Source organism: Streptomyces boncukensis (assembly GCF_011045075.1).
GTDB lineage: Bacteria > Actinomycetota > Actinomycetes > Streptomycetales > Streptomycetaceae > Streptomyces > Streptomyces boncukensis.
In genome coordinates this window covers 1-12,286 of record NZ_JAAKZZ010000198.1, presented here as the reverse complement: position 1 = coordinate 12,286, position 12,286 = coordinate 1, and the positions used below count along the sequence as shown (strand labels likewise).

General features: G+C 73.7%; 7 protein-coding genes and 1 pseudogene. 3 read left to right on the top strand and 5 right to left on the bottom strand.

Features of this window, described 5'->3' with window-relative positions:
* Positions 1-45: 45 nt before the first annotated feature.
* Together G5C65_RS19365 and G5C65_RS19360 are read right to left on the bottom strand one after the other, a co-directional pair.
* Positions 46-1,194: pseudogene (locus G5C65_RS19365) on the bottom strand (pectate lyase family protein); the annotation flags it as partial.
* 103 nt (positions 1,195-1,297) lie between these two features.
* Entirely contained in the window at positions 1,298-1,984 is a 687-nt protein-coding gene (locus G5C65_RS19360) for a TetR/AcrR family transcriptional regulator (RefSeq protein WP_241265906.1), read from the bottom strand.
* 93 nt (positions 1,985-2,077) lie between these two features.
* Here G5C65_RS19360 and G5C65_RS19355 point away from each other — a divergent pair, with 93 nt between their 5' ends.
* Positions 2,078-2,773, top strand: coding sequence for an NAD(P)-dependent oxidoreductase (locus G5C65_RS19355; RefSeq protein ID WP_165300134.1), 696 nt, complete (start codon positions 2,078-2,080; stop codon positions 2,771-2,773).
* A 187-nt stretch (positions 2,774-2,960) separates the two neighbouring features.
* Positions 2,961-3,986, top strand: coding sequence for a prephenate dehydratase (pheA, locus tag G5C65_RS19350; protein WP_165300133.1), 1,026 nt, complete (start codon positions 2,961-2,963; stop codon positions 3,984-3,986).
* 107 nt (positions 3,987-4,093) lie between these two features.
* Here pheA and G5C65_RS19345 read toward each other — a convergent pair whose 3' ends face one another.
* Together G5C65_RS19345 and G5C65_RS19340 are read right to left on the bottom strand one after the other, a co-directional pair.
* The gene (locus G5C65_RS19345; RefSeq protein WP_338146531.1) at positions 4,094-5,014 is read right to left on the bottom strand and encodes an oxidoreductase; all 921 of its coding nucleotides are present in this window, start codon (positions 5,012-5,014) and stop codon (positions 4,094-4,096) included.
* The gene (locus G5C65_RS19340; protein WP_165300132.1) at positions 5,011-5,883 is read right to left on the bottom strand and encodes a sugar phosphate isomerase/epimerase family protein; all 873 of its coding nucleotides are present in this window, start codon (positions 5,881-5,883) and stop codon (positions 5,011-5,013) included. The genes G5C65_RS19345 and G5C65_RS19340 overlap by 4 nt, the downstream gene beginning before the upstream one ends.
* Before the next feature lie 300 nt (positions 5,884-6,183).
* Between G5C65_RS19340 and G5C65_RS19335 the strand changes: the two genes are divergently transcribed.
* Positions 6,184-7,725, top strand: coding sequence for a phenylalanine aminomutase (D-beta-phenylalanine forming) (locus tag G5C65_RS19335; protein ID WP_165300131.1), 1,542 nt, complete (start codon positions 6,184-6,186; stop codon positions 7,723-7,725).
* A 71-nt stretch (positions 7,726-7,796) separates the two neighbouring features.
* On the opposite strand, the gene G5C65_RS19330 is transcribed toward G5C65_RS19335, so the two are convergent.
* Positions 7,797-12,286 (bottom strand): SDR family NAD(P)-dependent oxidoreductase (locus G5C65_RS19330; RefSeq protein WP_165300130.1); only part of this gene is annotated, 4,490 nt, incomplete at its 5' end.

Below are 12,286 nucleotides of genomic sequence, written 5' to 3'. Positions count from 1 at the left end.
AACAGCCCCGAGAGAGGAAACACATGCTCCGCCGGACACCGCCTAGCACCGGCCGTCCGACTCCCCCAGGCCGGTGCCGGCGCCGGCCGTCCGGCTCACGATGTCCGGCACGCAGCGCGCGTCGTCGAGCTGGTAGCCGTAGGGGATGTCGACGCTGGTGGTGGACTCGGGGTCGGGCCCGGCCGGGTTGGTCTTGTCACCCGGCGTGGACCAGGTCAGGTTGTCGTAGACGTTGCCGCTGACCTCCCAGTACCCGGCCTCGTTGGTGTAGAAGGTGCCGAGGACGTTGCGGGAGTCCTGGAAGTAGTTGCTGTCCACCTTGGCGCGGGCGCCGGCCCGGGAGTTGATGCCGGACTCGTGGACGTCCACGTAGTGGTTGTTGTACATGTGGGCCTCGCCGCCGCGCAGCAGCGGGGTGCGGGAGTCGATGTTCCGGTACAGGTTGTGGTGGTACGTGAGGTACCCGTTGGAGCGGTCGCTCTCGCTGGATCCGACCAGCCCGCCGCGGCCGGAGTCGCGCAGCACGCTGTAGGACAGCGTCACATAGCGGGTGTTGTTCTTCAGGTCGAAGAGGCCGTCGTACCCCTCGTCCTCGCCGCCCGAGGCGCGCAGGGTGGTGTGGTCGACCCAGACGTTGCTGACGTCCTTCTCCATCCCGATCGCGTCCCCGCCGTTGGAAGTGGGAGAGCCCGACTTCCGGACGTTCTGGACGGTCACGTTCCGGATGATGATGTTCCGGGACTCGCGGATATGGATGCCCACCTGGTCGAAGACGGCGCCGCCGCCGACTCCGATGATCGTGACGTTGCTGATCCGCTTGAGCTCGATCTTGTCCTCGGCGGTGTCGCAGCTGTCGCCCGAGACCTTGCTGGTGTTGCCGTGGTTGACGGTCCCCTCGACCTCGATGGTGAGCGGGGTGTCGGTGCCCGCCCGGCTGCACAGGGCCTGGTGGATCTGGGTCCCCGTGCCCGCGCGGACCGTCGCGCCGCCCTCGCCGCCGGTGGTCCCGCCGTTCTCGGTCGCGTAGCCGCTCGCGGTACCGGCCGCCGCCGACGCCGAGGGCGCCGGGGACGCCGGGGAGGCCGCCGACGCCGGGGGCGCCGGGGCTGTCGACAGGGCCGCGCCGGCCGTGCACGCGACGGCCAGCGCGGCCGCGGCCGCCAGGGTGCGTCGCTGTGGGACTGATCGTGTCATCTCGTCTTCTCCTCCTGCGCCTTCGAAGGCTGGAGCGTGGTGCTGTCGCACCCGGTGGTTGCTCCTTGGTTGCCTCGGAGGGCGCGGAGGTTGCCGGTGATGGTCAGCCGCGCTGCCCGGCCTCGTCCGGCCGCAGGGCGTCGAGGATGAGGGTGAGGCCGTAGCCGAACTCGGCGGTGTGGTCGTAGCCGGGCTTGAGGGCGTGCTCGGTGACGAGTTCGGCGAGATGGGGGTAGGTGTCGGCGGGCAGCTCGCGCAGGATGGCGTCCGCGACCTCCTCCAGCTCCGCCGCGCCGGTGAACGGCAGGCTCAGCTCCTGGAGCACGGAGCCGTACAGATAGCTGTCGATGAGGGAGACGGCGTGCGCGGCCATCGGGACGGAGAACCCGCCGGCCCGCAGCGCGCCGAGGACGGCGTCGTGGTGGCGCAGCGTCGCCGGGCCCGGCCGGCTCCGGGAGTCCATCAGGGAGACCGCCCACGGGTGGCGCCGGAGCACGGCGCGCGCCGAGGCCGCGCGGTGGCGCATGGCGCTCTTCCAGTCCGCCCCGTGCGGCGGCAGGTCGATCTCGGCGAACACCGCGTCCACCATGCCGTCGAGGATGTCCTCCCGGCCTGCGACGTGGTGGTAGAGCGACATCGCCTCGACGCCCAGCGGCCCGGCGATGGCCCGCATGGTCAGGGCGGCCGTCCCCTTCTCGTCCGCCACCGCCATCGCCGCGCGGATCACCCGCTCGCGGCTGAGCGGCGCGCGGGCCTGCGTCCCGCGCCGTCCCCGGCCCTCCGTTCCCATCGGCCCCTCCTCTGCCCTTCGCTTGACCGCCTTACGGTATAAGGCTAGCTTGCCTTACAGCATAAGGCAGCCATCGCGGCGAAGGGCGGCACCATGGGCACGGAGCGTGTGCAGAAGGTCTGCGTCATCGGGGCGTCGGGCAAGCTCGGGCAGTACCTGGTCCGGCACGCCCTGGACCGCGGCTACGAGGTGGTCGGGGTGTGCCGGGAGCGCAGCGTGCCGAAACTGGCCGCGCTCGCGGACCGGATCACGCTCGTGCCCGGCCCCACGAACGACCCGGAGGTGATCCGGCGGGCGGTCGCCGGGTGCGACGCGGTGCTGACGGTGCTGGTGCCCTGGGGCGTGCAGCAGTACGCGTCGGGCACCGCGCAGGCCGTGCTCGACCACGCGCGGCCGGGCGCGCGGCTGGTCTTCTCCTGCGGCTGGCACATCTCCCGCGACGGCAGGGACACCTACACGCGGACGTTCCGGGCGGGCCTCCGGATCGCCGCACTGCTGGGCAGGCTCCTGCGCTATGTCGAGATCGACGACCAGGTGGAGGCGTGCCGCCGGGTGTTCGCCAGCGGCACCCGCTGGACCGTGGTGCGCGGCAGCACCCTGGAGGAGGGCGAGAGCCAGGGCCTGCCCGTGTGGAGCCGGCACGTGGGGGACCCGGTGCTGGCCAGCGACCGGACCCGCCGTGTGGACTTCGCGCTGTTCATGGTCGAAGCGCTGGCCGACGACTCGCTGATCCAGGAGGCCCCCGCGATTGTCGGGTGCCGCACTCCGAGCGCCCTCGCACACGCCTAGCGCCGTGGCTGCGCGCAAAGCACAGCCAGGGGCAGCCCCTGCCCGGAAACAACGGCAAGCAGGCCCCGTACTCCTCGGGACGCCTGTGGTGGGGGCGATAGGGGTTGTTCGCGGGTGTCGGCGGGCCGGAACATCTCAGTGGCCGCTTCATCGATTCCGGTCCGCTGACACGAAGGGTTCCGCCAGGATGACAGGCGAGTGCGCAGGACCGAATGCCGGAAACGGGAAGTTTCATCTTGCACATACCGAGGGATCGGCCGATTTCCCCTTTCCACAGGCGCATTCTCCAGGACGGCTGTGCTATCCCGGCCCCGAGGGCACCTTCACCGAAGCGGCCCTGCGCGCCCTGCCGGGGTCCGACGCGTACGAACTGGTCCCCGTCCCCTCGATCCCGGCCACCCTCGGGTCCGTCAGGGCCCGGGAGGCCGAGGCCGCGTTCGTCCCCATCGAGAACTCCGTCGAGGGCGGGGTGACCGCGACGCTCGACGAACTCGCCGCGCACCAGCCGCTGATGATCCGCCGGGAGGCGATGCAGCCCCTCACCTTCGCGCTGCTGGTCCGGGACGGAACCCGGCTGGAGGACGTGAAGACCGTGACGGGGCACCCCGCAGCGCTCCCCCAGGTGCGCGGCTGGCTCGCCGCCCGGCTGCCGCACGCCGAGTGGGAGTCGGCGCCGTCCACCGCGGACGGCGCGCGGCTCGTCCAGGAGGGCCGCTGCGACGGCGCGTTCGCCGGGGAGTTCACCGCGTCCCGGTACGGGCTCGCGCCGGCGGCCCGCGGCATCCACGAGGTGGCGAACGCACAGGCCAGGTTCGTCCTGGTCGGCCGGCCCGCGCCGCCCGCACCGCCCACGGGGCGCGACAAGACCTCGCTGGTGGTGTGGCTGGACGACGACCGGCCGGGCGCCCTGTTGCAGCTGCTCCAGGAGTTCTCGACGCGCGGCGTGAACATCGTGCGCATCGAGTCCCGGCCGACCGGCGCGGGCCTGGGCCGGTACAGCTTCTCGGTCGACTGCGAGGGGCACATCGCGGAGCGGCGGGTCGGCGAGGCCCTGATGGGGCTCAAGCGGACCTGCCCGAAGGTGCGGTTCCTCGGTTCGTATCCGCAGCACTCCCCGGATCCGCCGGACGGCACGGACGCGGGGAGCGCGTCCCATCGCGCATTCGCCGCCGCGTCCGCGTGGCTCGGCGCATGCCGCGCCGGCCAGCCGTGACAGGGCCGCTGTGACAGAGCCCGTGCCACCCGTACACGTACGGGCGGCGGAGGCCGGGCGCGTGGGGGGCGCGTCCGGCCTCCGCCCGGGAGGTGGTCTTCGGGGGCTCAGCGCGCGGACTCGGCGAGCCCGGTGAACCGGACCTCGGTGAGCCCCTCCGAGATCTCCCACAGCCGCACCGCGCTCTGCTCGTCCCGCGCGTTCTCCGCGGGCGTCACCAGCTTCGGGCCGGGGCCGTAGCAGCCGCCGCCGGTCACATCGGCGGCCGTGGCGGCGTGCAGCGAGGGCGCCGCGCCCTTGTCGGGGGACTGCAGGAACAGCCCCATCAGCGCGGTCACCCACCGGGGCGCCGTGCCGATGTTGGTCGCGGTGGTGCCCGGGTCGGCGGCCACGCTCAGCAGCTTCGCGCCGACCGCGTCGGCACGCCGCTGCAGCTCCCGGGTGAACAGCAGGTTGGCCAGCTTGGAGCGGGCGTACTGGCCGTTCCTGCTGTACGAGCGCTCCGCGCCCAGGTCGTCGAAGTCGAGCGAGCCCTTGGCGTGGTTGTCGCTGGAGACGGTGACCACGCGGGCGCCGGGCCGCCGCAGCAGCAGCGGGAGCAGCAGCCCGGTCAGCGCGAAGTGCCCCAGGTGGTTGGTGCCGAACTGCATCTCGAAGCCGTCGGCCGTGGTCCGGCGGGGGATCATACCGACGCCGGCGTTGTTGACGAGCAGGTCGAGCCCGTCGAGCCGGTCCGGCAGCTCCTCGCCCAGGGCGCGGACGGACGCCAGGTCGGCGAGGTCCAGCTGGACGGTCTCCACCTCGGCGCCGGGCACCCGCTCGCGGATGTGGGCGACGGCGGCCTCGCCCTTGGCGGCGCCGCGGCAGGCGAGGAGCACCCGGGCGCCGTAGCGGGCCAGTTCACGCGCGGTCGGCAGGCCGATGCCGCTGTTGGCGCCGGTGACCAGCGCCGTGCGGCCGGACAGATCGGGCAGGCCGGGCAGGCCGGCGGCGGAGGCCGCGGCGTCCGGACCGGATGCGCCGGTCACGCCGGTGCCGCCGCGCTCAGCAGCTTGCGGACGGCGGCCGTGGTGCGGGTCGCGACCTCCTTGGGCGTGAGTTCGCGCAGCTGTGCGGAGAGGACCTCCGTGGACAGCGGCACGTCCACGCCCTTCGCCTCCAGGGTCCGCATCATCCAGACGAGGTCGAAGTCGCCCTCGCCGGGCAGCATCCGGGAGTCCACGCAGTCCTTCTGGAGGTCGCCGCCGACCGGGTCGGCCGCGCCGTCGCACAGTTCGACGCCGGTGATGTGGCGGCCCTCGACCCGCTCCAGCGCACCGGGCCCGTTCGGGTCGCGGAACAGGTGCCAGGCGTCGATCAGCAGGCCGCCGTTGGGGCGGTCGGCGGCCGCGACGACGTCGGCCGCGACGCCGTAGTGGAAGGCGGGGAACACCGCGAAGGGCTCCAGCTCCATGGCGAGGCCGCGCTCGGCGGCGCGGTCGCACAGCGCGGCGAAGCGCTCCACCAGCAGGTCCATCGGGGGCAGCCCGGCGGGCGGGAAGAAGACCGCCGAGGTCTTGACGCGCTCGGCGCCGAACGCCTCGGCCCACGAGAACAGCTGCTCCTCGGTGCGCCGGGCCTGCTCGCCCTCCTCCCCGTCGGCGTGCCAGCCCAGCAGCAGCTCGATCTCGCCGATGTGCACTCCGTGCTCGGCGGCGACGCCCAGCAGGCTGTCCAGCGACCGGGTCTTCAGCACCTCCTCCAGCTCGTAGGCGCCCATGCCCATACCGGGCGAGCCCACGGCGGCGACGGCGGCCACCCGGTCCTCGAACGTGTCGCGCACCGGGTCGGGCCACACCGAGCCGGCCAGATGAGGATGGGCAAAGAACGGATTCTGCTGGTTGAGAAGGCTCATCATCTCTCTCATCCGTCGGTGTCCGGTAGGGCGTTCGTCGCTCGGACGCACTGGCCTCATTCAAGACCCGTGCGCCCCGTCCGGCCCAGCACGAAAGACCCCTAACCGTGCCCGGATTCCCCCTAGAAATACGCGCGGCATGCGATAGACCGGGCCTGGCGAGCCGAAGTGCGGGGCGCTTAGGGGTTGCGGGGGGTCAAAGACCCGAAGCAGCGTTGATCCAGCATGCCCCCAGTGCATCCGCAAGCATTCGAATCCACGAGAATTACTCTTCTAGTCTCTATGAGATGAGGGACAGGCACCGTGACATTCACACTCTCCGTGGGCCGTGACGTACAGCTGGAGAAGTTCGGGTCAGTCGTCGCGAATTCGACTCCGATAGCCATCGACGACGCCGTGCGGAACCGCGTCCGCACGTCCAGGGAGACGCTGGAGAAATTCGTCAGCGACGGCCGCGTCATCTACGGGGTCAACACCAGCATGGGCGGCTTCGTCGACCACCTGGTGCCGGTCACGATGGCGCAGGAGCTGCAGGAGAACCTCATCAACGCGGTGGCGACCAACGTCGGCGCGTATCTGGACGACACGTCGGTGCGCGCCATCATGCTGGCCCGCATCGTCTCCCTCTCCCGGGGCAACTCCGCCATCTCGGAGGAGAACCTGGACAAGCTGATCGCCGCCTACAACGCCGGGGTCACCCCCTGTGTGCCCGAGAAGGGCTCGCTGGGCACCAGCGGCGACCTCGGCCCGCTCGCCGCCATCGCCCTGGTGTGCGCCGGGCAGTGGCGGGCCCGCTACCAGGGCGAGGTGCTGCCGGGCGCCGAGGCGCTGCGCCGCGCGGGCATCGCGCCGATGAAGCTGAGCTTCAAGGAGGGGCTCGCACTGATCAACGGCACCTCCGGGATGGTGGGCCTCGGCTCGGTCGTCCTGGAGCAGGCCCGCCGGCTGCTCGACACCTATGTGCTGGTCTCCGCGCTGTCCGTGGAGGGGCTGCGCGGCATGACGAAGCCGTTCGACCCCCGGGTGCACGAGCTGAAGCCGCACCGGGGGCAGCGGACGGTGGCCTCCCGGCTGTGGGAGGTCCTGCAGGACTCCCGGCTGGCGGTGCTGGAGCAGGACACCGAGGAGCTGCTGGCCCAGGAGATGGACGCCTCGGTCAAGGCGGGCTCCCAGCCGATCGAGGACGCCTACTCGATCCGCTGCACCCCGCAGATCCTCGGCCCGGTGCTGGACTGCCTCACCACGGTCGCCGGAACGATGCAGGACGAGCTGAACTCGTCCAACGACAACCCGCTGGTCGTACCCACCGAGGAGGAGGTCTTCCACAACGGGCACTTCCACGGCCAGTACGTGGCCATGGCCATGGACCATCTGGTGATCGCGCTGACCACCCTCACCAACCTCGCCAACCGCCGCGTGGACCGCTTCCTGGACAAGAGCAACAGCAACGGCCTGCCGCCGTTCCTGTGCCAGGAGAACGCCGGGCTGCGGCTGGGGCTGATGGGCGGCCAGTTCATGACGGCGTCGGTGACGGCGGAGACCCGCGCCTCGGCGATGCCGATGTCCATCCAGACGCTCAGCACCACGGGCGACTTCCAGGACATCGTCTCCTTCGGCTTCGTCGCCGCGCGCCGGGCCCGCGAAGTGCTGGCGAACGCCACCTATGTCGTGGCGTTCGAGCTGCTCTGCGCCTGCCAGGCGGTGGACATCCGAGGCGGGGCCGGGCAGCTGTCCGCGGCGACGCGCGAGCTGTACGAGCGGACGCGTGAGCTGGTGCCCTACTTCGACCGGGACATCACCATCACCGACTCCGTCGAGGCCCTCGCCAGCGAGATCCTCGCCTGAGCCCTCCCGGTTCCGCAGAGGGGGTTCGCCGACGCGGTCGGCGAACCCCCTCTGCGGTTGGCCCGGCGGGCTCAGCCCGAGGTGGCCTCGCGGGCCGCGCGGAGCAGGTCGCCGACGTCCATGCTCTTCAGGGCCGCCACCTGGTCGCCCTGCTGACCGGCCGGCTCCGCCGCGTCCGGCTCGCCGGACTCGGCCAGCTTCACCAGCTCGTCCAGCAGCCCCGCCTCCCGCATCCGGGCCAGCGGGATCGTCGCCAGGAGCTCCCGGACGGACGCCTCCTCCCGGTCGGCCGCCGAGCGCTGCTCCGCCTCGGGGACCAGCTCGGCCAGCAGATGCCGGGCCAGCGTCTGCGGGTCGGGGTGGTCGAAGACCAGCGTCGCGGACAGCCGCAGCCCGGTCGCGCCGGCGAGCCGGTTGCGCAGCTCGATGGTGGTCAGCGAGTCGAATCCGAGGTCCCGGAAGGCCCGGTCCGCCTCGATCTCCCCGGCGCCGGAGTGCCCGATGACCGCCGCCGCCTGCTCCCGTACCAGCTCCAGCAGCATCGGCTCGCGCTGGTCCGCTGCCGCAGCGGCCAGCCGCTCCGGCAGCGACTGCCCGGACTCCGCGCGCCCGGCGGCCCCGGAGCCCGCCGCGGCGGCGCGGCGGGCCGGAGCCGGGCGCACCAGCCCGTGGTAGAGCGGCGGCAGCCCGTCCCGCGCGGCGCGCGCCCCGAGGTTGAGCGGCACGGGGACGACGGTGGACTCATCCAGCCGCCCCGCGGCGTCCAGCAGCGCCAGGCCCTGCTCGGCGGTGAGCGCGGCGGCGCCCTGCTGCTCCATGCGGCGCAGGTCCGTCTCGCCGAGCGCGCCGCCCATGCCGCTGCCCGCCCACAGGCCCCAGGCCAGCGACTGGGCCGGGAGGCCCTGGGCCCGGCGGTGCCGCGCGAGGGCGTCCAGGAAGACGTTGGCCGCCGCGTAGTTGCCCTGTCCGACGCCGTCGAGGACGCCGGCGGCGGACGAGAACAGCACGAACGCCGCCAGGTCCAGCTCCCGGGTCAGCTCGTGCAGATGCCACGCCGCGTCGGCCTTGGGCCCGAGCACCGTGGCCATCCGCTCCGGGGTCAGCGCGCCGAACACCCCGTCGTCCAGCACCCCGGCGGTGTGGAAGACGGCGGTCAGCGGGTGCTCGCCGGGCACCTCGGCCAGCAGCCGCGCGAGCGCGTCCCGGTCCGCGACGTCGCACGCGGCCACCGTGGCGCGCGCGCCGAGCTCCGCCAGCTCCGCCACCAGTTCCCCGGCGCCGGGGGCCTCGGGGCCGCGCCTGCTGGTCAGCAGCAGGTGCCGTACCCCGTGCGCCGTGACCAGATGGCGGGCGAGCAGCGCGCCGAGCGCGCCGGTGCCGCCGGTGACGAGCACCGTGCCGTCAGGGTCCGGCCGGGACGGCATGGTGAGGGCCAGCTTGCCGGTGTGCCGGGCCTGGCTGAGGTGGCGGAAGGCGTCCGGGGCCCGCCGCACGTCCCAGGTGCGCACCGGCAGCGGGCGCAGCACCCCGCTCTCGAACAGCGCCAGCAGCTCGGACAGCATCTCCTGGATGCGGTCGGGACCGGCGTCCATCATGTCGTACGCCTGGTACGACGGCCGGGTCTCCGGGTGGTCGGCGGCCACCTGGCGCGCGTCCCGCAGATCCGTCTTGCCCATCTCCACGAACCGGCCGCCGCCCGCGAGCAGCCGCAGCGACGCGTCCACGAACTCCCGGGCCAGCGAGTTCAGTACGACGTCGACGCCGCGCCCGCCGGTGGCCGCACGGAACACGTCCTCGAAGTCGAGGGTGCGGGAACTGGCCGTGTGCGCCTCGTCCAGGCCGAGTCCGGCGAGCGTCTCCCACTTGCCCGGGGACGCGGTGCCGAACACCTCGGCGCCCAGGTGCCGGGCGACCTGCACGGCGGCCATGCCCACCCCGCCGGCGGCGGCGTGCACGAGCACCCGGTCGCCCTCCCGGGCGGCCGCCAGGTCGACGAGCCCGTACCAGGCGGTGAGGTACACCAGCGGCACGGTGGCCGCCTGCGCGTACGACCAGCCGGCGGGGACGCGGGCCAGCAGCCGGTGGTCCGTCACCGCCTCCGGTCCGAACGCGTTGGTGAAGATGCCCATCACCCGGTCCCCGGGCCGCAGCCCGGTGACTGAGGGGCCGGTCTCCAGCACCACCCCGGCGCCCTCGCCGCCGATCTTCCCGCCGCCCGGGTACATGCCCAGCGAGACCAGTACGTCCCGGAAGTTGACGCCCGCGGCCCGCACCGCGACCCGCACCTGGCCGGCCTCCAGCGGCGCCCCCGGCGCGTCGGACGGCACCAGGGCCAGCTCGTCCAGGGTGCTGCCGGTGGCCTCCAGCTGCCAGTGCGAGGTGCCGGCGGGCGGCACCAGCCCCGCGCCGGAGGCCGCGGGCCGCAGCCGCGCGGCGTACGACTCGCCGCCGCGCAGCACCGCCTGCGGCTCGCCGGACTCCGCGATCCGCGCGAGCGCGGCGCCGAGGTCCCCGGCGGATCCGGAGTCCCCGCCGGGACCGGCGTCGGCGTCGGCCAGCAGCACCCGGCCGGGGTGCTCCGCCTGCGCGGCGCGGACCAGGCCCCAGCAGGCGGCGCCTGCCAGGTCGGTGACGTCCTCCCCGTCGAGCGCCACCGCGCCCCGGGTCAGGACGACGAGCCGCGCGTCGGCGAACCGGTCCTCGGCCAGCCACGCCTGCACCGCGCCCAGCACCCGCGCCGTCAGCTCCCGCACCCGGTCGGGCGTGCCGCCCGCGTCCGGGGCCACGGCCTCCAGCACCACGGTCCCCGGCAGCGGAGCGCCGCCCGCCGCCACGGCCTCGCGCAGCGCGGCCAGATCGGGATACCCGGTGTCCCCGCCGCCCGACGGACCGCCGATCCAGGCGAGCGGCCCCGGCGAGGGCGGGGAGGACGGCGAGCCCGGCGAGGACGGGGCGGCCAGGGGCTCCCACGCCAGCCGGAACAGCGAGTTGTCGTGCCCGGAAGGGGCCGCGAGCTGCCCGGCGGAGACGGGCCGCCCCACCAGGGACCGCACCGTCAGCACCGGCCTGCCCTCCGCGTCGGCCAGCCGCATCGAGGAGACGTCGCTCCCGCTCTCCCGGCGCAGGCACACACGCAGCGCACCGGCGCCCGCCGCGTGCAGACACACCCCGCTCCAGGAGTACGGCAGCAGCGTGCGGCCGCTCTCGTCCAGCAGCGCCTCCGCGTGCATCGCGGCGTCCAGCAGCGCCGGGTGCAGGCCGAAGCGCGCGAACCGGCTGTCGGCTCCGTCCGCTTCGGAGGCTTCGTCCGGTTCCGGGGCGACCTCGGCGAAGATCTCGTCGCCGCGCCGCCAAGCCGCGCGCAGCCCCCGGTAGGCCGGGCCGTATCCGTAGCCGCGCTCGGCGAGCAGCGGATAGGCGTCCCGGACGTCCACCTCCTCCGCCCCGGCGGGCGGCCACGCGGTGAGGTCGAACGCGGGCGCTTCGGCGCCGCGGGCCAGCGTGCCCTCGGCGTTCCGGGTCCACTCCTGTCCGGCGGGCGCGGCCTCGTCGCGCGAGTACACCGCGACCGGGCGCCGCCCGGACTCGTCGGCCGGGCCGACCACCACCTGCACCGCTGTGCCGCCGTGCTCCGGCAGCAGCAGCGGCCGTTGCAGGGTCAGCTCCTCCACCTCGTCGCAGCCCGCCTCGTCGCCCGCCCGTACGGCCAGCTCGACCAGCGTGGTGCCGGAGACGAGCACCCGTCCCAGCACCTGGTGGTCGGCGAGCCAGGGGTGGGTGTCGAGGCCGAGCCGTCCGGTGAGCACCACGCCGCCGTCCCCGGGCGAGACCACCACGGCGCCGAGCAGCGGATGGCCCGCGCTCTCCAGCCCGGCGGCGGTCACGTCCCCCGAGGACGCCGCCGACGCCTCCAGCCAGAACCGGCGGCGCTGGAAGGCGTATGTGGGCAGCTCCACGCGCTCTTCCCCGCGCCCGGCGAAGAACGCGTCCCAGTCGACCTGCCGGCCTCCGGCGTGCAGCCGGCCCAGTGCCGTCACCAGCGCGTCGGGCTCGGGCCTGTCCTTGCGCAGCACCGGCACGACGACGGCGGACTCGGGCGCGGCGAGGGACTGCTGCGCCATGCCCGCCAGCACCCCGTCCGGGCCCAGTTCGACGAACCGGGACACGCCCAGGTCCTCCAGCGTGCGCACCCCGTCCGCGAACCGCACCGCCTCCCGCACATGCCGCACCCAGTACTCAGCGGAAAACTCCGCCACCACCTCACCCGTCAGATTGGAGACCACCGGAATCCGCGGCACCCCATACGACAGCCCCTCCGCCACCCGGCGGAACTCCTCCAGCATCGGCTCCATCAACGGCGAATGAAACGCATGCGAGGTCCGCAACCGCCGCGTCCGACACCCCCGCCCGGCAAAGACCTCCGCCACCGCCAGCACCGCATCCTCCCGGCCCGAGACCACCACCGCCGAAGGACCGTTCACCGCCGCGATACTCACCCCCTCACCCAGCTCAGCCGCCACCTCCTCCTCGGGCGCCTCGACCGCCACCATCGCCCCACCCA